The organism is Halobacteriovorax sp. HFRX-2_2 (assembly GCF_043196705.1).
Classification (GTDB): Bacteria; Bdellovibrionota; Bacteriovoracia; order Bacteriovoracales; family Bacteriovoracaceae; genus Halobacteriovorax_A.
On sequence record NZ_JBEBMT010000005.1, the window covers coordinates 24,828 to 45,929 of the forward strand.

Genomic DNA, 21,102 nt, shown 5'->3' on the forward strand with positions numbered 1-21,102 from the left:
GTTATTAAATATGACAACAGTATGGTTAAGAGATGAAGATAAGGCATTTGAAAAAAGAACTCCTCTAACACCAGAAAATGCAAAAAAGTTAATCGATGCAGGCTATAAAGTAGTCGTCGAAAAATCAAATGATCGAATTTTTCCAATCGAAGAATATGAAAATATTGGCTGTGAAATAAAAGAAAGTCATGCTTGGGTTACTGAAGCACCAGTTGGTGACGATATTTTTATTCTAGGCTTAAAAGAACTAAAAGAAACGGATGAATTTCCACTAAAACACAATCATATTTACTTTGCCCATATTTACAAGGGCCAAAACGGATCTCAAAAAGTCTTTGATCGCTATCGAAAAGGTGAAGGAACCCTATTCGATCTCGAATTTCTACTAAACGAAGATAAAAGACGTGTTGCCGCTTTTGGTTACTGGGCCGGCTATGTTGGGGCTGCACTTAGTATTGAGAACTTCTTCTCAAATTCCCCTGCTACTCTGAGGCATTACTCTTCTAAAGATGAGTGGCTTAAAATCATTAACAACAAAAGACAAGGTAAAAGAAACCCTTGTACTTTTATCATCGGGGCCCTCGGACGTTGCGGAAGAGGAGCAAGAGAGTTACTTGATGATCTTGAGTTAGAGTCTATAAATTGGGATGTAGATGAAACTAAGAAAGGTGGCCCATTTGATGAAATTATCAATGCGGATATCTTTATCAATACAGTCCTTATGACTTCAAAAATTCCTCCATTCTTAGATAAGCAATTAATGGAAAAGAATCAAAAACTATCATATATCTGTGATGTTAGTTGTGATCCCAATAGTGACCTCAACCCTATCCCGGTTTACGATGTTCATACAACTTGGGACAGGCCACTTCATAAAATTGAAAGTTCGATTGATCATGAATGTAATATTATTGCGATTGATAATCTTCCTTCAGCGCTGCCGAAAGAGAGCTCGATTGATTACTCGAATCAGTTAATTCCTCATCTACTAGAGCTTAAGAATGCGAAGGAATACTTCACATGGTCACACGCTAAAGAGATTTTTGAAAATAAAAAAGGCTCCTAAAAGGAGCCTTTGCTTTATTTGTTAAGGGCTAGATTAAACCACCACGTCTAAGTAGTGCATCAACCTCTGGCTCACGTCCACGGAACTTCTTATAAAGATCCATTGGGTGTTCTGAACCACCTTTTTCAAGGATATTTTCTCTGAAACGGTCTGCAATTGTTGTATTAAAGATCCCCTCTTCAAGGAATAATTCAAATGCATCTGCATCTAGAACTTCGGCCCATTTGTACGAGTAGTAACCAGCAGAATATCCACCTGCGAAGATGTGACCAAATGAAGTTGAAACCATTGTTCCAGCAACTTTAGGAAGTAGTTGAACATCTTGAGTTGCAAGATTTTCAAATTCTTCTACATTTGTAATATTTGATGGATCACCTGAGTGCCAAGCCATATCAAGTAGACCTAGGCTTAGTTGACGAATAGTGTGACGTCCCTCTCCAAAGTTTGAACTATCTTTTAGCTTTTGTACTAATTCAGCTGGAATTAACTCTCCAGTTTCATAGTGCTTAGCAAATAGGTCTAAGCATTCTTTTTCAAATGCCCAGTTTTCCATAATTTGTGATGGAAGCTCAACAAAGTCCCAGAATACATTTGGACCAGACAGCATACGGTACTGACACTTAGTTAGGATACCGTGAAGCGCGTGACCAAATTCGTGGAATAGCGTTGTCACTTCATTGAAAGTAAGAAGTGATGGCTTCGTTGTTGTTGGCTTTGTAAAGTTACAAACATTTGCAATGTGAGGACGGATATCTTCACCGTTAAGAACATATTGTTCTCTAAATGCTGTCATCCATGCTCCACCACGCTTAGATGCACGAGGGAAGTAATCACCGTAGAATAGTGAAATGAAATTTCCATCACGATCAGTAATTTCATAAGTCATTACATCTTGGTGATACTTTGGAACATTAGATACTTCTTTAAAGTTTAGTCCATAAAGCTTAGTTGCAACTTCAAAAACACCATTTAGAACATTTTCTAACTTAAAGTATGGTTTTAGCATTTCATCATCAATGCTATATCTTTCTTTCTTTAACTTCTCATAGTAGTACATATAGTCCCATGAAGAGAAGTCTTCCACTCCGTCTTGCTCTTTAGCATAGGCTTTAACTTCATCCATATGCTCAATTGCTGCAGGCATTGCTTTTTCTTTTAAGTTATTTAGAAGATCAAAAACATTTTGTGCACTCATGGCCATACGTTCTTCTAAGATATAATCAGCGTGGCTCTTGTATCCAAGAATACCAGCTCTTTCAAAACGAAGCTGAGCAATTCTTTTTACGTTTTCTTGATTATCAAGTTCATCACCTTTAGCACACTTAGTCCCAGAAGCGATTGTCATCTTCTTACGTAATTCACGATTTTGAGCATAAGTAATGAATGGCCCAAAGCTTGGGTAATCTAGAGTGAAAACCCACTTACCTTCGTGACCCTTTTCAGTTGCTGTCATTGCAGCAGCTTCAATAAGTCCTTCTGGAAGTCCTGCAAGATCTTCTTTGTTATCTAGAACCATTTCAAATTTATTAGTCTCTTTTAAAAGGTTGTCAGAAAACTCTAGACCTAGTTTTGAAAGTTCTTCATCAATCTTTCTTACTTTGTTCTTATCTTCTTCACTTAGAAGAGCACCATTTCTTACGAATCCTTTATAGATCTTTGTAAGAAGAGTCATCTGCTCAGCATTTAAGTCTTCATTTTCTTTGTTATCGAAAACAACTTTAACTTTTGCAAAAAGATCAGCATCAAGGTTAACGTCGTTACCATGAGCAGTTAATAATGGAGAGAATTCTTTTGCGATTTCATTCATCTCATCATTTGTGTTTGCTGACTTTAGGTTAAAGAAGATCATTGAAATATCTTCAATTGCACTTCCTGAGTTTGCATATGGCTCAATGATATTTACAAATGTAAGTTCACCATCAAAGTTTTTAATCGCTTCGATTTCTTCTTTGTGAATCTTAATTGCTTCGCGAATTGCTGGCATGTAATGCTCGTTTTTGATTGTATCAAATGGTCTTGCACCATGTGGATTTGTGAATTTTTCTAATAATGGATTAGACATATAAACTCCTAAATGAATCTTATTAAAGACATTACTCCGAGCGAAATTTAATGGCCATTAAGGCCGCTAGAACTAGCCAGAGTAACACTGATATTATTAGCATATTTTGAGTAAAAGCCAAACTTGTAAACACTAATAGTAGAGCTGAAATACCCATTTTTGACGCACGGTAGACAACCATATCCACGATATACTTGGCCCCGTACTTTTGTTCTTTGCTCAAAGGGAAATATAGCATCTCCTTGGCCGCCGAAAAGATCGAATAATCTAAACCTTTAAAGCCTACAAATAAAATTGCTGTTCCGAGTAATCCCAAGTATTCCATGCGATCCAAAATAATCAGGATAAAGAAAACAAATGGAATAAAGATATGGACTGATGAAACTTTAAAATATTTAAATGCAATTGGAATAATAACAATTTGAACAATTAGTGAAATGGCATTAATCGATGAATAAATATTGCCAAGATAGGCACCCTTCTCATTAGCATCTTTAAATACTTCAAGTCCTAGATTAAATTTATAATTTGCCAAGTTAATTACCACTTGGGAAAGAATAATTAGTCCACAAATAAAGAAGACATAAAGCTTCTTATCTGCGAGTGAAGAGATTGGAGACTTTTCTTTGAGTGCTAAGAATTGCTTTTGGGTAAAACTAAAAATAATAATAACTAGAGCTAGAATGAGTAGGCCACAAGAAGCAGCATAGAATACTCCCATCCCCTTCATTAGCTTTGTCGTAAGGAGTCCTCCAAAGATTCCTCCAAGAGAACCCAAGGCCCCTAGTGGACCATAGACGAGTTTTGCGACTCTAAAGTCAATCACAGAGTTAAGATACCCCAATGATAAATGGACGACTAAAATAATATAAACTTCCTTCCAAACGGCAAAGACAGCGCTTCCGTAAGCAACTCCATTTCCAAGTGCAATTAGAGCGCCTCCCATAAGGGCCAGCGATATTGCCACAATCCCATTAAAGATTATCGCAATGGAGAAGTACTTTTGTAGTTCATTGATGATACTAACGCTGAGACCAAGAAACATTACCGAAGATAACCAAATCCACGGTGTACTCTTAGCGCCAAAATTCTGAATAAAGAGAGCAGTTGAGCTCGAACGAATCATTGGGTATGAGAAGAATGCTAGAAAGAGTGTAAATGTAACTAAGAGAATATTTCTTCTCTCATCTTGAGATAGCCCAAAAAGACCAGCATTGATCTCCTTAACGGCCGTAATAATATTTTTCATTATTCAATCACCATAAGAGAGTATTCTTTATTTTCAAGCTTAGTCAGCGAAGTTAAGTCGACCCATTTTCCTAAACTAAAAGTTAAAGTCGTTAATTGGTCCTTATTCTTCTTACTTCTTAAATCGAGAAGATAAATACTCCCCTTCTTCTTACAAATTGCATGATAGACTTCACCGCCGAAGTCCATTTCAAAACTATTGCCTTGAGAACTAATAATGTCCGAGAGCTGCTCGTTGACCTTATCATTAAGCTTTGTCACTTCTTTCATTTTGAATTTACACATCTCTTGAGTGAAATGAGACACAGAGCTTTTCTCTAACTCATTTGGAAAGTATTTATTTACTAATTTTCGAAATAATTCTTGGCGATATGATTTAACTTCTAAGTTTAAGCAATTCTTATGAGAATCAATTTTGATTTTTTCACCATCAATAACGTATTTCAACAGATCCATACGAATGGTATGAATTGGCCGTTTACGATTAAAACAATACTCAGTTGCTGATGCAGTTGATAGTGATATGCCCAGAATTAAAAGAAATAAGAATTTAAGCGTCTTTCTCTTCCTGTAAGTACGTATCACCCTTTTGACCTTCCATAAATTCTTCAGCGGACTTGTAGTCACAAAGACTTAAAGTTGTCTGAAAATTAAAACCTTTAGGAAGTTTACCACTTTTTGCAAGATCGTCACATGAGCAAGAAAGTGTCTTCATGAATTCAAAGAATTTTGTACTAGTTTCCTCACTTAAAAGGTGCTCAATCATACAAGAGTCTTTTTCAGCAACTGCTTCTGAAACACCAACAAAGTCTTTTAGGAAGTAATAAAGAAGAGTACGAGAAGTTAAAGTCTTGTGAACTTCATCGTGACCGTCATCAGTTAAGAGAAGAAATTTTGTATCATCTTCCTCTTTAACTAGATTACGTTTTTTAAGATTATTAAGGGCCGTTGAAACTGATCCCTTAGTTAAACCTAAGTCTTTGGCAATATCTGTAACTCGAGCATAACCCTTGTCTTCTTTTAGCTTATGAATTGCTAAAAGATAGTGGACCATTGAGTGAGATAACTCAGCTTCACGCGGTTTTTTGTCATTAGTATTAGCTTTTGTTGATGTATTTGCCATGATATTTCTCACAAATTAGGTTATGCCTTTAATCTAGCAATTTCAGGTATTTTTGGCAACTAATGGCCCCTAGAAGATGCCCCAAATTATGTGCATCGTTTTTTCAGATTTCTAAAGCAACCACTTGCATAACCCATTGAATTTACGTGGTTTTTAATGAGGCATATATTACAGACCTCCCGAGTAACACCACAGCGTGTTAAAATCAAAGAGAATCTAAATAATTGGGGTTAGCTAATGTTGAGGCCAAAATCAAAAATATTCACCACTCTCGTGACGTTATTTTTAGTAACGAGTTCAATATTGTCTTATGGACAAAATAGCAACTACGAAGCTCCTTCGGAAGCCGATGTTGAGTCTGGAAATATTACGGACAGAGATAAGCATACAATGGAGAATTATACGCACGCCGGTTATCAGCAAAGAGAAGCTGATGAAAAGTGGGCCGAGGAATGTGGGACTTCTCAAGAGTGTGAAAGTATAAGAAAGGGTGGCGATGCAACTGACGGTGAGAAATTCATGGGAATGTCACCTTCAATGTTTAAGGCCGTAGGACAAGCCTACTCTATTATTATGCCGGCCATGTCTCAAGCTGGAGGCGGTGGTAAATTCAATCAAATCGATGTTGTGACTAAGAAAGATGTTGCTGCCAAGTACAGTGATAAGGGGATTAGTTTTAACCAAGAAGGTAAGGCCGAGGCCATGGCCGACTCTAGTGCTACACCTGAAGATCTAAAGGAAGCGCAATCAGAACATGACAAAGCAAGCGAGAAAGAAGGTACTGATTATTGCCAGTATATTCCGATGGGGGCCGAGGTTATTGCACGTGTGACTCAGCAAAAGAGTGATGAGTTTGCGCTTGCTACTGAACCAGATGTTGAAAATGCTCAAAGCCAGGCGCTTTATAAGCAAGCACGTTCACACCGTGATCGTCAAAAGTCTGTTGATATCCAGAGGAAAGGATGGGGAGCGACGACTGTTTGTTATATTGCCTCGATGGCCACACAAGGTGGATTCACAAGTGGCTGGAGTAACTGGGTAAAGCTAGGTGCTTCAACTCTTATGACGAGCTACTATATGTGGGAACACAAGATGCATGGTGATGCTGCTGACAAGTTAAATAACGTTGCCAATAAATTAAGTGGTAAAGGTAAATGTAATCCTGTTTCAGATCGTGATTGCTATTGTAGCCAGCCTGAAACAATGAATGATGTTAAGTATTGTTATCCGCAAATCAGACAAAGAACTGCTCAGAATAATAATTGGCAAGTTACTTGTGTCGACAATAATGTGAAAGAAGACCTTAACTGTACTTGTCGCCAAACAAATTCATGTCTCGATTCAAGAATCTCATCAAAGATTGGAGGAATGTATATTCCGGGTGGACTTGGAACAAGTCTAGATGACTTCTATAAAATGACAAACGGTATATCGACTCCAGGTGATAGCTCAAATAGCTTCAAGTCGACGTCAGGAAAGATTTTTGCGATGGCCAACGATAAACTAAAAGAAGGGCTTAACAAAATCAATCTACCAGATAATTACAAGAAGAAAGATGCAAAAATCGCAGAAGGCTTAAGACAACTTGGATTTGATGGTGCCGTTGCAAATGCGATTTCTGCGACTCCTGAGACGAATGAAAGTAAGTCAGCTGAAGCAAAACTTAAATCTCGTGCTTCAGGCCTTAGAGGAAAGTCTGCTAAGTACACTGCTTCTTATAAACCAAAAAATAATGGACTCTACTTTAGAGGTGGTAGCGGTTTAGATAATAAAAAGAAGAAAAAGAAAAAGACCGTAAATCCATACGCTCACCTACTAAAGAAGAAAAAGAAAGATAATGCAAATGCTAGTGCAGAAATTTTAGACTTCTCACAAAGAGCACAAAGAAATGCAGGAATTACAAAAGATAAATCTAGTAATATTTTTGAGATCATATCAAGAAGATATCGTTACTCAGCGACTAAGAAATTAGGAGCACAATAAAAATAAAAGGTTGTTTTCATGGAAGAAAATTACAAATTACCAATTCTCATTTTCGATGATGAATGTCCACTATGTGTCAGATTCAAGGATTCTCTAGCACGCTTAGAAGAGGCCAAGTCTGTTAACTTTGTAAGTGTTAACGATGAAAAGCTCTATCAAGCTTATCCCGAACTAAATAAAGAAGAATGCCAAGAAGTTGTTCACTACATCACAAGTGATAAGAAAGTTTTAAAGGGTGACGAAGTGATCACTCACCTTGCTAAGCTATACCCACTTGTAAATAAGTTTAGCTGGCTAATTGAAAGCAATATGGGCCAAAAGGCCACAAGCTACTTTCACAAGACAACTAGTGCTTACAGAAGAATGCTAAAAAGAAAATGTCCAAGCTGTGTAAAGCACGCTTAACTAACGAACAAGACTTCGACGAGAAAACATACTGCGGTTAAATGGCTCTAGTGTTAGGGCCGTTAAAACCCAAGTCAAACAAAACTCTGCAAATTGCACTTTATTATCACTAGGAATAAAAAGTGTAATCACAAGAAGAATCATGAAACTTATAATATGAGTTGCCTTTGGAACAGGCAGTGCAAATTTATCAATGAATTGCTTTGCCTTCTCAACTTTAAGATATGAAATAGGAACAGCAAAAAGATAAATAAATAGAATAACTCTTAGAAAGAGGTTCCAAGACTCATGAGAAACTCCACGAGCAATTAACCAATTTTGAAAATTTGTTTCGAGAAGAACACTATTGATATCCCTAAACATTTCAGGGGAATTCCAATCAAAGATACGTTGTCCCCAACTCACCTCTTCCAAGGCACAGATAACATAGAACACACCTTGAACAACGAGCATAAGAAGAAATTTTGAATCTCTAAATTTTGCGAGAACTCTGCGTCTGTAAAAATAACCAAATGAAATGAGACATAGGCCAACAAAAGTAAACCATTCGAGTAGTCCATTTTGTGCGCTAAGTACTTTATCAAAATAAGCTAAATCAGTTCTTGATATATATAGGCTATAGATACCAATAACTAAGATAACAAAGAATGAGATATATTCAGTCCATTTAACTTTAAACATAAGATTAATTTTCACCGAGGTCAGTGAACATGTCAATGCGAGTCTGATGTCTGCCGCCTTCAAACTCAGTCGATAGCCATACCTTAGTCATGGCCAAAACTTCTTCACTAGTTGAAATACGGCCACCAAAGCAAATTACATTTGCGTTGTTGTGCTCACGAGAAAGCCTTGCTAGATCGACGCTATGACAAAGAGCTGCTCTAATTCCTTTAAACTTATTGGCAACCATGCATACTCCAATTCCCGACCCACAAAGAAGGATACCTTTCCCCTCTTTTTGCACGGCCTTTGCTAAAGCGATTGCATACTCAGGGTAGTGACATGAATCTGTCGAATGCGTCCCAAGATCCTCTACTTCATAACCTTCTTCAATTAAGAATTTCTTAACTGCTTCTTTTTGTTCGAAAGCACCGTGATCTGTCGCTAGGAAAATTTTCTTACTCATTATTTGGACCTAAAAGTAAAAAGCCTCCCGAAGGAGGCTTGAGTATTTGTTAAATTAATAACGGTAGTGTTCTGGCTTGAATGGACCTTCAACTGGTACGCTGATGTATTCAGCTTGTTGAGGAGAAAGAGTATCGATTTCAACATTGATTCTCTCAAGGTGAAGACGAGCAACTTTTTCATCAAGGTGCTTAGGTAGCATATATACTTTGTTCTCATACTTACCAGCATTATCCCAAAGTTCCATTTGAGCAATTACTTGGTTACAGAAAGAGTTCGACATAACAAATGAAGGGTGCCCAGTTGCACAACCAAGGTTAACTAGACGACCTTGAGCAAGAAGGATGATTCTCTTACCATCTTTTCCTGTGTATAGATCAACTTGTGGCTTGATATTATCTTCTTCAAAGTTATTGTGAAGGTGCTTAATATCGATTTCATTATCAAAGTGACCAATGTTACAAACGATTGCACCATCTCTCATATTATCAAGGTGAGATGCATTGATTACGTGGTAGTTACCAGTCGTTGTAACGAAGATATCACCTTCAAGAGCTGCTTTATCCATTTTCATTACTTCGAAACCTTCCATTGCTGCTTGAAGAGCACAAATTGGATCGATTTCAGTAACGATAACTCTAGCTCCAAGACCTTTGAAAGATTGAGCTGAACCTTTACCAACATCACCGTAACCAACAACAACACAAGTCTTACCTGCGATCATAACGTCAGTTGCACGCTTGATACCGTCAACAAGAGACTCTCTACATCCGTAAAGGTTATCAAATTTAGACTTTGTTACAGAGTCATTGATATTGATTGCTGGCATCTTAAGAGTTCCGGCCTTAACTCTTTCATATAGTCTGTGAACACCTGTAGTTGTTTCTTCAGAAAGACCTTTGATTCCTTCGATTAACTCAGGATACTTGTCGTGAACCATATTTGTAAGGTCACCACCATCATCAAGGATCATATTAAGTGCTGATCCATCTGCCCACTTAAGAGTTTGCTCGATACACCAGTCAAATTCCTCTTCGTTCATACCTTTCCAAGCAAAAACAGGAATTCCAGCAGCAGCGATAGCCGCAGCAGCTTGATCTTGAGTTGAATAAATATTACATGAAGACCATCTTACTTCAGCACCTAGCTCAACAAGAGTTTCGATAAGTACAGCTGTTTGAATAGTCATGTGAAGACAACCAGCGATCTTTGCACCTTTAAGTGGCTTTGACGCTCCAAACTCTTTTCTTAGAGACATTAGTCCCGGCATTTCAGTTTCAGCGATTTTAATTTCTTTTCTTCCCCAGTCAGCTAGAGAGATGTCTGCTACTTTGTAATCTGTAAAGCTCATGTTTCCTCACTTTATGTATGAATAAATCTTAATATATTTTATGTCCGAAACTATAACAGTATATCCGTCAAGTTTGAAGCCTATACAGAGGAATTTAGCCTATTTTATTGAGGAAAATGAACGAATTTTTACCAACTTAAGGCTTTTTCTTTGACACATACCTAAATAAAGCATAAATCTCGCCTATGGAAAATTATAAGAAGTCGAACAAAGTCATTAATGACAAAAGTTTTTATTTTGCCTCATGCCCGAGAGGTTGTGAACAATACCTAGTAAACGAGCTACGAGCCAACGGAATCGAGGCCAAGGCCGGCCGTGGTGGAGCTGCATTTAAGGCCCGCAACAAGGCAACTATTGAATATATTTTCAATGCTAGAATTGCTTCTCGTGTTTTTAAGGAAGTTGGCTTCTTCTATATCCGCAACGAAAAACAAATCTACAAGAGAGCAAGTGAGCTTCCTTGGGAAGATTATATTACTCCAGAGCAAACTTTTAAAATCAATACTCTTTTAGATGGAGAAAGTAAGGAGCTTTTCAGAAGTTCAATTTTCTTATCTCAAACTCTAAAAGACTCTCTTGTTGATTATATGAGAGAGAAATTTAATAAGCGTCCAAATGTTGAGACTAATGAACCAAATGTGAGCTTTCTTCAACGTGTTGAAAAAGTTAAGGAAGGTTGCAAGGTTATCATCTATGCTGACATGGTTGGAACTTCTCTTGATAAACGTGGGTATCGTGAAAGTGGTCACCGCGCACCTCTAAGAGAAAACTTAGCCGCTTCCCTTGTCGCTGAAACAAAATGGGATTGCCAAGGGCCATTCTACGACCCAATGGCGGGTTCTGGAACGATTCTTATTGAAGCAATCTTCTACTACTTAAAATTATCGCCGGCCTTCTTAAGGCTTAAGCAAAATACAACGCCATATTCATTTACTGGGCAACCATGGTTTCACGATTCAAACCTGGTTGATTGGTACTTTGATAAAGTTCACGAAATTATGAAGGACTCTCAGGAAAGAATTGATTCAATTCCAAGTGATAAGTTCTATTGTAATGATGCCGATGTTGAAAACTTCAAGCTAATGAGAACTCACCTTCTCAACTGCTTTGGCCGTGTTGACTTCGTAAACTTTGGTTGTGAAAACTTCATTGGCTCTCAAGCGCCAGCAGGCTTTGAAAGAGGTATGATGCTATTTAACCCTCCTTATGGAGAGCGTATTCAAGCAATTGGTGGTCTTGATATTAACGACTTCTATTTCGAGATGGGTGAAACTCTTAAAAATAACTTCAAGGGTTCAACTGCATTCATTCTTACGGCTCATGGGCCACTGAGAAAGAATATTCGTTTGAAAACAAGTAAGAAAACTGAGTTTCTAAATGGTGATATCGAGTGTCGCTTACTTAAGTATGAGTTAATTTAAGTTAATACTTTAGAATATTGATATCCAACATATAGAAGGAAGAGTATTAAAACTCCTCCAATAAGAGTTTTCCTACTTAAAACAGCTCTATTGTTTTTTCTGAAGAGGTAAGTAGAAAATACTGTCGATATCAATACACTTATCGAATAGAGAATAATTATATGTTTCGAACTAAAGAGGCTAAAAAGCAAATTCGTAACGATTACAGTCGTTAGAATAAAAATAATTACTGTATTAATGACTTTTAACATTTTCTCTATCCACAGCTTGATCTACTAATTCCCTTCTTACACCAATGCAATTTTGGAAACCAGTCTCCGAAAAAGCACCAAGAACATGATACATTCGATCAAAGTTATCAAAGTTGCCTTGAAGCTCGCTTGCTTTATCAAGTATCGCTTTATCAAATGCCTTATTACCAACATGAGTTTTATCAATAGAGTAACCCTTTAATGAATTTCTGGATACTTCTTTTATACGTACTTCACCTCTCACAGGAGCACCAATAGCAGATAAAAGAACTTCCCCTGTAGTTTTCGGAACTAAGTCAATCTTAGTTAATGTATCACTGCCTGGTTGACCAACAAATAAAACACGATGAGCAGTAAGATTTCCAATAATAGGTATATCAACGGGTCTTGATGCTTCTATAGCATTAAAGCCTGTTGGATCAATGGAGTTAACAGGATCACCATTCGAGTATCGAACCCCATTTCCGTCGTCTAGATTAATCCCAGAAAACGTCTTAGGGGAAAGGATGCTCATATAATCCAAGTTGGCCCACTCACCTAATTCACTTAAATAAATTCTAGAGTCAGATACATAATAATTTTTTGCTCCTCTTGGCATAACCATACCAGCAAAGCGATAGCGAATATATTGAGCATTTTCTGACTTTTTAACAACTGTTTCTGTTAAGTCCCCATAAGCTGAGTAATCAAAATAAGACAGCATCTCACCTCTGTCATTCATAATTGCTCTTACACTATGTCTCCAGTCAGTTAGGATATGAAAATACTCTTCTTTGTAAGGTCTTCGACGATGACCTGTTTCTTTAACAACAAATGCACCAATTAATCTACCATCATTGTAGATATAGCGAACTAGAGCATCGCCAATAAGATGTGTATCCTTTTCGTAATAATACTCATTCCCAACACCTAAAATATCGCCATAACGGCTATAAGAGATACTCTTTTCATCTATAGAAACAGGTGAGTTCTTATTAAATTTAATTTTTAAGTTGTTATATTCTTTAATACGTCCTAACTCATCTCTTTGAATTGAAGGCTTTAGGGAAGTAATTAGCTTGTTAGCACCATCATAATTATACTTTTCTGATTTACTTGATCCGTCAGAAAACTTTGTTATACGAGAAACGATAAGATTGTCCTCATTATAAGAGTAAGTCTCATAAAAGAAATTATTTTCGATTTTTTCAATTCTAAATTCTGGACCATAGCTCCACTTCAACAAAGTTTTACGATCATCAATCATTAATTCAGTCATCTTTGCACGACCGTCATACTTAATTCCATCGACAAAGGTTAAATAAGTGTCTTTCTTTGCATACTGATCCTTACAAATACTATATTCTTGATTACTCCATGAAATAGGTGAAACGATACGTGACAGCCGTCTCTCAGAGAAACAAGACTGATAAGATTTACTATTATCCATAACAAAGAAACGGTTATTTCCGAGAGCATCATACTTAAAAGACATTTTGAAATTTTGTTCATTATTTGAAATTTCACTTCTTAGTTTAAAATTATGCTTAAACTGAGATTTTACTGAGAATTCAGCTCCCGCTTGGAATGAAGTGAGATTTCCGACAGCATCATATGTATATTCAACATTATTATTAGCACCATTAAACTCGTAAATTCTCATTTCATGGTCTATTTTTTCAATGAAGTTATTATGTTTTGTTTCATACTTAGTTCTATTTGCTTCATAGATTAAAGCACCATCATAGTAAGCGAGAGATGGTTTATCGAATATATCATAACCATATGTAAATTTATCATAAGAGGAAACAAGGCCATTTATTAAATATGATCTCTGAAAAGTACCGTTGTCGTGCTTTAATTTATATTCTTCATTCTTTAAACCTGTCGATACTTCAAATTCTTTTGCAGAAGGAAGTTTTTTTATCGACCTATTTTCAACATAGTTGAAAACTTCATTCTCATTACGTTCAACATTCTCAATATTTAAAACTCTGCCAAGAGAGTCATTTGTGTACTCCCTTAAAGGAAAGACTTGTCTCTTTTTCGTTTCTAAATTGTAGCCATCAAAATAGAACTTCTTCTTCTCTCCGAATTCATCAAATTCGAAAATCCCATTTAACACTAAGTTTTCATGATAAAAGTCGTAGCTTTGAGTCTCATTGCCATATAGGTCAGTTACGACTTTAGACTTCTTAGTTATCAGACTATCAAGATAGTTTTTTTGACGATTGGTACCAATAAATAAATGAGAACTTTCTTGTGCATCATCACTGTAGATAAGTGTTTGCTGTCTAGAGAATAATTGTCCATGTTGCTTTTGGTAGTAGTAAGTAGTTTTGTCTTCAGTCATAGAGTCAGCTAACTCACTAAAGTCATTATACGAGAATCTCTCCATTTCATATAAACAATCTAAACCACACCCAAGGTCATATGAACGAGTAATATAGCGATCACCGTAGTTATTATATAGATCCTCAATTTTATCTACAGGCTGCTTATTTCGATCCGTTGTAATAGTCGTATATTTTAATAACCCACTTTCAACTGATTTTTTCGTTTCAACTTTAATAGTACCATCAAAGACCGACTCAACTTCCCCTAGAGAGTTCCTCTTAGTTACTTCATTCAGTAATACTTTGTCATCACAAAGACTAACCTTCTTAGTGATCATCTCTAAGTTATTTCTTCTAATTGAGTAATTCGTACAAATTTTTGGTGTTGCTAGCCTTAAAGGATCGGCTTCAATCGACTCTACTAAATATACTTTTCCATTTATAGAATTAAATACTTGAGATAACGTAAATTCTTTTATGTCTTCGTTTCTTATTTGTTTTATAACTTTCTTATACTTACGAATACCCCAATCTTGTAATTCTAAATCTTCAAGCTTAGTCTCAACCTTCTCGTAAGTTTTACCTTCCTTACTTGAGCGACCTAAAATGGATAACTCATTGTAGAAGTAAGGTTTATTATTAAATGAAATCGACACTTTATTTACTGTATTATAACTTCCTTCAAAACTGGAAATACCATCACAAGGCTGTTTTAGGCACTGAGAAGAGTAAGCATTATAAGTTTCAAATTTTGGGCCAATATCGATTTGAGCAAACTCTTTAAAAAAGAATTTACTCTTATTTCCATTTGAAACTTTTGTTTTCACAGAACGAAATGATTCAAATCTCTTTCTAAACTTACTCGAAAGTTGACCTTCATATGAGAATAAAAATTCTAGTTCTGAATCAACATTCTTCATCTTTGAAAGTGTAAATCTACCATTTTTACTAGTATAGTCTAAGCTCCAATTAGCCTTATTTCGTAACTTGTAATTTTTCAACAGCTTTAAAGTTGGAACATAATTACATTTCTTATATCCACCATGACCATTATAGATTTCAAAAACCCCATCTCCGTCAATGTCGTAAGCTACAGTTGCTCCATGTCCGGCAGCATAAGGAATCCCATGTTCTCCAAATCTAATATTATTATTTCTAAACTCTTTTTTGAATTTATTTAAATCATTTTGGAGTCTTCTCAATACCTCTTGACGACGAAAGCCTACCTCTCCAGAGATTTGACTATAATTAACTGATACAAACTCATTAATATTATCAAGTTGATTCTTTTCTCTTAACTTGAAATAATCTTCAAGTTTTAACTTATAGTTTAGATCCGAATAGCTATAAAAAGATTCAGCATTTCCGCCATTCCCAACATAGAACTTATTATCTGTAACAAGATCACTAACACCATCACGATTTACATCGGTAACAATTGTTCCTCTTGAGCATATAAAACCGATCTCTCTTTTTGTGTACTTAACTTCACTATTGCTAAAGTATGATAAGAAAACTTCACCTTTCCTTTGTGAATTACAAAGCAAGTAATCAGTATAACCGTCACTGTTAATATTAACAGGAATAAGACTTGCATCTTCAACTAAACGTCTATCTCCTGGGTACTGATACTTCACTTGTCCAATATCAAAGTAGTCATAATCCTCAAATAATAACTTCTTATCTCCTACCTCATAACCATTCTTTCCAAGTATCCCTAAGCTAACATATATACTAGTACGCCAAGCATCCTTTGTTTCAATAGTTATAAAGTCTGTGATTCCATCGTCATTATGTTGCACAGGAAGAATAATTCCGTGATTTATTTCACCTTTAGTGTACTCATCAATAGACTTTACATTAAGAAGCCTAAACAGCTCTTTTCGTGTATAAACCTTTGCCTTTCGTCCTGGAACAATCGCTAGGATATCATTTCCTGTTACTCTTTTGTATTCATACTTCCCATCAAGAAGCTCTGATTCGTCATACACCTGTTTATCTGTGACACAAGAATATCTATTATACACATCATCACTAGAAAATGATTCATATGTTCCTGTGAAAAAAACATTATCGTAAAAATGCTTATTAACAACGAATCGATCCCAGCCAGCACTTATCAAATAACCTTGGTCATAACGAAAATTAATAGCTTTTTTTATGTCTTGGCGACCACTAATAAAATTTCTCTGACTTTCATCCACATCGTAAGCAACCGTCTTAAGACACTTGCGACTTTGACTTAAGACACCAGCATATACAAATGGAATGCTTCGATATTTTTGGCTGCTAAATAGTTCGCAATCCTCGTAGTTAAAATTTATTTTGACAGTATTGTATGTAATTTCAAGTAAAAGTGATTGATCCCATTTATAGTATATTTCGTGTCCTACATAGAATGATCTTTCATAAATGAGCTTTCCTGTATTCACATCAAATAACTTAATATCACCATTTGGATATGTAAGTTTGTTCCCCTTTAAATTTCTATAATTTAAAACACCTGAATGAGATTCAAGCTTTGCAAAAGTATTGTGAAATAATTCACTTCCATCACTACTATTAAAATATGACGTTTGTCCTTTATCATGAAGAATGTGTGTGTATCCTTCTCTACCCTGCTTCTTTTCTAAATATGGCAAATCAATCGTAAATCCAACTCCATAACCAAGGTTATTTTGAAACCTTGAATTATAATTAAATCCAATATTTTGTCTTATGTACTCAGTTCTTTTTTGAATTGGAATTTGAAAACCAACAATGGCATCACCCGTTGATGAAGCCTGGTCAAAGAGTTGCATTTGATTTTCATTAGAGTTTTCAGTAGATACAAATCCGTAACTATTAAAAGTAATCATTAATATTAAAGTCAGGATCTTAAACATTGGCCTTAATTCCGTTGTATTATTAGCTATTTATCTCTTAGATAAATAATAACTCAATAAAAAACGACCATGGCCAAAGTTGAACATCTTACAATGATGTCAAAAACATAAACAGATGTAATTTCAATAGGTTAAAGTAGAAAAGTGGGCCTATATTAGGCCCATTTCACTTATTAATTAGATCTTAGCTTTCTAAGAATTCAGTTAGATTCATCGCAAGCTTAGGAAGGGCGTATTTAAGAAGAGCATTCTTATTTACGACTTTATCCTTATGCTTTGTCGACTTAGAAAAGAAGTATGTTCCAATATCAGAATCTTTTAAGAATAAGGTATGTCCTTTTCCTGCAAACTTTCTAAGAACGTAGTCTGAGTCCAAGAGACAAATATCTCTAATCATAAAATTACGTGCAAGATAAATGATAATTACACTTGCAGAGAGATCACAAAGTGACTTTCTAACCTTTACACCTTTTGGTGAAGTTTGATCACCCCAGTGAACGACAACCTCAATTCTTTTTTCACCAACGTAGAAATCAAAGCCACGTTGAGAAGTCGACTTCTTCTGCATTAGTCCGAAGATACACTTTGCGTACCACTCACCTAACTGCACAGGGAGCTTCTTACCATTGAAGATAATACGTTCATCACGAAGGATGTCATAAACCTTATTAACTGTTTCAATGGCATCAAAAATTCTTTTATTATCTGGTAAGTGAATAATTAGAACTTGCTTAGCATGAGTTCTCTTCATCTTGCGAGAGAATTGCTTTTCATACCATTCTAAAAATTCTTTATCACCTACAAGCTCTAAGGAGTCATAGATAAAACCACGGCTCAGTAAGCCTTCCTCATCAAAGCCTTCAACTTTCTTCTTCATGAAGCTTAAAGGAGCATACTCTCCTTTTTTCTTCATAATATAAACATTGTCTTTGTAGTAGTCTGTACTACCACGAGTCGCCTCATTAAATAGGTCGACACCTTTTTCCATTATTTCCATCTCTCACATACCCTTGTGCTTAATCTTTAATTAAACATTAATCGAAGTTAAATCTTCCTCGAAGTTTAAAACACTATGTGCGAGTCCAATATTTCTAGTTAATTGGTACTGACAGAAAACTTTAAAATCATCGATTTTAGACTGATAATATTTCTTCTCTTCTTCACTTGTTGCTGTCTTTAACTCGTTTTGAGCAATACAAGCGTGTTCAAGAAGTAACCATGAAACAACAAGGTTTCCACAATAGCTTAAGAAATCAGTTGCATGTGCAAGTACTGCACTCTGATTTTTTGCTGCCATGAAAGAACCAAATTTCTTCACAACTTCTTCACTCATTTCCATTGATTTTCCAATCATTGAAACTTCGTGTGGATAAGCCTTCGCTTCTTCTCTATTCATTGTTGCGTGAATCTTCTTACCAACATTAAAGAATGTTTCACCCTTATCCATTAGGATTTTCCTCATGACAAAGTCGATGGCCTGAATTCCATTTGTTCCTTCATAGATTGTCGCAATTTTTGTATCGCGCATAAACTGCTCAATTCCATACTCTGTACAATAACCATAACCACCGTGAACCTGAACACCATCGCTGGCGATATTCACACCTTCATCTGTACAGAACCCTTTACAGATTGGAGTGAATAGAGCGATTTCTTTATCCGCTTCTTCATCACCCTTTTCGGCCTTATCAAATAGATTTGCCGTATAAAGAGACAAGGCCCTAAGCCCGCGTCCAGTTGATCTCATTTTAAGAAGCATTCTCTTAACATCTGGCATATTAATAATCTCAGTACCAAATTGAGAGCGCTCTTTTGCATATTGCTCAGTTAATTCAAAACAAAGATTTGACTGTGCTTCACCTTGAAGTCCGCAAAGAAGTCTTGCTTCATTCATCATGATGAACATATTCTTCATTCCATCAAACTCTTTCCCAATGAGTTCACCAACACACTCACCATCTTGCCCAAATGTAAGCTCACAAGTTGCTTGTGCATGGATTCCCATTTTGTGCTCAAGCTTCGTACACTTAACATTATTTGACTCACCAGTTTCAACGTTAAAGCGTGGGACGATAAATAGAGAAAGTCCCTTTGTTCCTTCTGGTGCACCTGGAGTTCTAGCAAGAACGAGGTGAATATTATTTTCGTAAAGATCACTCTCCCCAGAAGAGATGAAGATCTTCACACCATTAATTGCATATTTTCCGTTATCAAGAGGCTTTGCCGTCGTGTTTGCATTTCCAACATCAGATCCCGCACCAGGCTCAGTAAGACACATCGTGCCTCCCCATTCTCCTGTCATCATTTTGGTAACGAAAAGATCTTTTTGCTCTTGAGAGCCAACCTTAAGAATTACATTCATGGCACCTTGAGACAGTCCGTAGTACATCGACCACGCAACATTTGAACCAATTGCCATTGAAGTACATGCAACTTTCATTGCGTGAGGAGCTGGCATTCCACCAACCTCTTCAGGATAACCAAGTGCATACCAACCATTCTCATAGAAGGCCTTATTTGCTTGGTGAAAAACTTCTGGAACAATAACTTTTCCATCAACGTGCTTTACGCCAATCTCATCACTGATCTGACGAGTTGGATAAATTTCATTTTCAACGAATTTATCAAATTGAGTTAGGATATCTTTTAAATCAGCTTCACCATACCCAAGCTCGCTTGCTTCGTCTTGAATTTTGCACGCTTTAAATAGATTGAAATTCACATCCATTAAATCTGTACGATACTTTGCCATATAATAGTCCTTTTTTAATACTAAAACAGTTCTATTATAATGGATGTTCAGATTTCATGCACGTGTAGACACAAAATAGCCGGAGTAAATTAGGTTAAATTTAATAAAAAAGCGCAGACATTGCCGCGCTTTTTTGTCAGGTATAAATTTAAAGTCGTTTTTTATTGATTAGTAAGCAGAAACTCCAACGCTTGTAGCTCTTACAACAGGCTGGTTCATTAGTGAGCCTCGTAAATCGATAATCATTTTCTTACTGTTAACAGTGATCATCCAAACTGGTGAGTAAGCTGTAGCAACTTGGTTACAAAAATTATAATTTCCATTAAACTTGTTTCCAACCCAGTTTGCATCGTTACACATATTATCTTTGTAAGATACGAAACCTGCTCCATAGTACGTCTGAACATATTTAAATAGTCCATTATTAGCATCTGACTCTTGAACTTTATTTGCCAAGAAGGACGCTAAAGAAGCGATATTTGCTCCAAAACCACTATCAATAGATGCTCCTGCATTACTACGTGCAATTGTTCCATCATTATTTAATCCTCGATAACCACTTAAGCTACTATTGTTACTTGAAGTATTCGATGAAGTACAAATAGTCCCAAGCGATAAACCAAAGATTTCGAAGTCATCACAGTCTTGTGAATTACTATTACTTGCTGAGTTAAAATCGCTAACTGTATAAATACCGTATTGATAACCGGCCATGCTAGGTGTACCAAAATTATTATTCACAATTGCTTGAGATAGTTCATCAGCACTACTAAGGCTGCTTGGTAGACCTCTTGCTGTATCAACATATTCACTTGCTGAGCCTGCAGGGAAATTTCCATAGTTGAGGTTACCTCCAGCGCCACCTCCACTATCAGATCCACAGCTGACAAGCGAAGCTAGAACAATAACTGAAAGTATTGTGTTCTTAAGGTTAAGTTTCATAGTAATCTCCAATATTCTCTGTGTTTGTGTGTGTTTAAAGTATTTGCCTATATATATACAAGTTGTGTGCCAAGTTTTAAGATGAGATTACAGTCCTTTAGAAAGTCGTGGTGTTTAAAAAGTGAACACGATAGAGTATTTTGTCTAATCTTTGGGTAGTATTAGAATAAGGA

The 21,102-nt window shown here is 36.2% G+C and carries 15 protein-coding genes; 4 read left to right on the forward strand and 11 right to left on the reverse strand.

Annotated features, from left to right (window positions below; translation table 11 throughout):
• Window positions 1-10 precede the first annotated feature (10 nt).
• A complete protein-coding gene (locus tag ABMA79_RS14735; RefSeq protein ID WP_393093555.1) occupies window positions 11-1,066 on the forward strand; it encodes a saccharopine dehydrogenase in 1,056 nt (351 codons plus the stop codon).
• Window positions 1,067-1,094: 28 nt separating this feature from the next.
• On the opposite strand, the gene ABMA79_RS14740 is transcribed toward ABMA79_RS14735, so the two are convergent.
• From ABMA79_RS14740 to ABMA79_RS14755, 4 genes are all read right to left on the reverse strand, one after another.
• On the reverse strand, window positions 1,095-3,128 hold the full coding sequence (locus tag ABMA79_RS14740) for a M3 family metallopeptidase (RefSeq protein WP_392857614.1): 2,034 nt from the start codon (window positions 3,126-3,128) through the stop codon (window positions 1,095-1,097).
• Window positions 3,129-3,159: 31 nt separating this feature from the next.
• Window positions 3,160-4,377, reverse strand: coding sequence for an Npt1/Npt2 family nucleotide transporter (locus ABMA79_RS14745; protein WP_393093558.1), 1,218 nt, complete (start codon window positions 4,375-4,377; stop codon window positions 3,160-3,162).
• Entirely contained in the window at window positions 4,377-4,832 is a 456-nt protein-coding gene (locus tag ABMA79_RS14750; RefSeq protein WP_393093560.1) for a hypothetical protein, read from the reverse strand. The genes ABMA79_RS14745 and ABMA79_RS14750 overlap by 1 nt, the downstream gene beginning before the upstream one ends.
• A 94-nt stretch (window positions 4,833-4,926) precedes the next feature.
• Window positions 4,927-5,499 (reverse strand): metal-dependent transcriptional regulator, encoded by a 573-nt coding sequence (locus tag ABMA79_RS14755; protein ID WP_393093562.1) that lies wholly within the window; start codon window positions 5,497-5,499, stop codon window positions 4,927-4,929.
• Window positions 5,500-5,772: 273 nt separating this feature from the next.
• On the opposite strand from ABMA79_RS14755, the gene ABMA79_RS14760 reads away from it, so the two are divergent.
• Window positions 5,773-7,482 carry a hypothetical protein gene (locus ABMA79_RS14760; RefSeq protein WP_393093565.1) on the forward strand — a complete coding sequence of 570 codons (1,710 nt, stop codon included), beginning with the start codon at window positions 5,773-5,775 and terminating at the stop codon, window positions 7,480-7,482.
• 18 nt (window positions 7,483-7,500) lie between these two features.
• Window positions 7,501-7,887 (forward strand): thiol-disulfide oxidoreductase DCC family protein, encoded by a 387-nt coding sequence (locus ABMA79_RS14765; RefSeq protein ID WP_393093568.1) that lies wholly within the window; start codon window positions 7,501-7,503, stop codon window positions 7,885-7,887.
• Here the strand turns inward: ABMA79_RS14765 and ABMA79_RS14770 are convergent, their stop codons facing one another.
• The 3 genes from ABMA79_RS14770 to ahcY are packed head-to-tail and all read right to left on the reverse strand — an operon-like array spanning window position 7,888 to window position 10,363.
• Window positions 7,888-8,568: a hypothetical protein gene (locus ABMA79_RS14770; RefSeq protein ID WP_393093571.1), complete on the reverse strand. Its 681-nt coding sequence runs from the start codon at window positions 8,566-8,568 to the stop codon at window positions 7,888-7,890.
• Between the two features lie 4 nt (window positions 8,569-8,572).
• Window positions 8,573-9,013, reverse strand: coding sequence for a ribose 5-phosphate isomerase B (rpiB, locus tag ABMA79_RS14775; RefSeq protein ID WP_392857629.1), 441 nt, complete (start codon window positions 9,011-9,013; stop codon window positions 8,573-8,575).
• 54 nt (window positions 9,014-9,067) lie between these two features.
• Entirely contained in the window at window positions 9,068-10,363 is a 1,296-nt protein-coding gene (gene ahcY / locus ABMA79_RS14780) for an adenosylhomocysteinase (RefSeq protein ID WP_392857631.1), read from the reverse strand.
• Between the two features lie 185 nt (window positions 10,364-10,548).
• On the opposite strand from ahcY, the gene ABMA79_RS14785 reads away from it, so the two are divergent.
• A complete protein-coding gene (locus tag ABMA79_RS14785) occupies window positions 10,549-11,784 on the forward strand; it encodes a class I SAM-dependent RNA methyltransferase (protein WP_393093574.1) in 1,236 nt (411 codons plus the stop codon).
• Between the two features lie 234 nt (window positions 11,785-12,018).
• On the opposite strand, the gene ABMA79_RS14790 is transcribed toward ABMA79_RS14785, so the two are convergent.
• From ABMA79_RS14790 to ABMA79_RS14805, 4 genes are all read right to left on the reverse strand, one after another.
• Window positions 12,019-17,235 carry a hypothetical protein gene (locus ABMA79_RS14790; RefSeq protein ID WP_393093576.1) on the reverse strand — a complete coding sequence of 1,739 codons (5,217 nt, stop codon included), beginning with the start codon at window positions 17,233-17,235 and terminating at the stop codon, window positions 12,019-12,021.
• A gap of 184 nt (window positions 17,236-17,419) precedes the next feature.
• Window positions 17,420-18,223, reverse strand: a complete 804-nt coding sequence (locus ABMA79_RS14795) for a hypothetical protein (protein ID WP_393063860.1) — start codon at window positions 18,221-18,223, stop codon at window positions 17,420-17,422.
• Between the two features lie 39 nt (window positions 18,224-18,262).
• Entirely contained in the window at window positions 18,263-19,987 is a 1,725-nt protein-coding gene (locus ABMA79_RS14800; RefSeq protein WP_393056690.1) for an acyl-CoA dehydrogenase, read from the reverse strand.
• Between the two features lie 168 nt (window positions 19,988-20,155).
• A complete protein-coding gene (locus ABMA79_RS14805; protein ID WP_393093578.1) occupies window positions 20,156-20,929 on the reverse strand; it encodes a hypothetical protein in 774 nt (257 codons plus the stop codon).
• Window positions 20,930-21,102 lie beyond the last annotated feature (173 nt).

What these genes read in the sequence shown, in the direction of transcription:
- ABMA79_RS14755 (WP_393093562.1), bottom strand. Translation starts at nt 5,499, where the DNA reads ATGGCAAATACATCAACAAAAGCTAATACTAATGACAAAAAACCGCGT.
- ABMA79_RS14770 (WP_393093571.1), bottom strand. Translation starts at nt 8,568, where the DNA reads ATGTTTAAAGTTAAATGGACTGAATATATCTCATTCTTTGTTATCTTA.
- ABMA79_RS14785 (WP_393093574.1), top strand. Translation starts at nt 10,549, where the DNA reads ATGGAAAATTATAAGAAGTCGAACAAAGTCATTAATGACAAAAGTTTT.
- ABMA79_RS14795 (WP_393063860.1), bottom strand. Translation starts at nt 18,223, where the DNA reads ATGGAAAAAGGTGTCGACCTATTTAATGAGGCGACTCGTGGTAGTACA.
- ABMA79_RS14790 (WP_393093576.1), bottom strand. Translation starts at nt 17,235, where the DNA reads ATGTTTAAGATCCTGACTTTAATATTAATGATTACTTTTAATAGTTAC.
- ABMA79_RS14800 (WP_393056690.1), bottom strand. Translation starts at nt 19,987, where the DNA reads ATGGCAAAGTATCGTACAGATTTAATGGATGTGAATTTCAATCTATTT.
- ahcY (WP_392857631.1), bottom strand. Translation starts at nt 10,363, where the DNA reads ATGAGCTTTACAGATTACAAAGTAGCAGACATCTCTCTAGCTGACTGG.
- ABMA79_RS14745 (WP_393093558.1), bottom strand. Translation starts at nt 4,377, where the DNA reads ATGAAAAATATTATTACGGCCGTTAAGGAGATCAATGCTGGTCTTTTT.
- ABMA79_RS14765 (WP_393093568.1), top strand. Translation starts at nt 7,501, where the DNA reads ATGGAAGAAAATTACAAATTACCAATTCTCATTTTCGATGATGAATGT.
- ABMA79_RS14805 (WP_393093578.1), bottom strand. Translation starts at nt 20,929, where the DNA reads ATGAAACTTAACCTTAAGAACACAATACTTTCAGTTATTGTTCTAGCT.
- ABMA79_RS14735 (WP_393093555.1), top strand. Translation starts at nt 11, where the DNA reads ATGACAACAGTATGGTTAAGAGATGAAGATAAGGCATTTGAAAAAAGA.
- ABMA79_RS14750 (WP_393093560.1), bottom strand. Translation starts at nt 4,832, where the DNA reads ATGGATCTGTTGAAATACGTTATTGATGGTGAAAAAATCAAAATTGAT.
- rpiB (WP_392857629.1), bottom strand. Translation starts at nt 9,013, where the DNA reads ATGAGTAAGAAAATTTTCCTAGCGACAGATCACGGTGCTTTCGAACAA.
- ABMA79_RS14740 (WP_392857614.1), bottom strand. Translation starts at nt 3,128, where the DNA reads ATGTCTAATCCATTATTAGAAAAATTCACAAATCCACATGGTGCAAGA.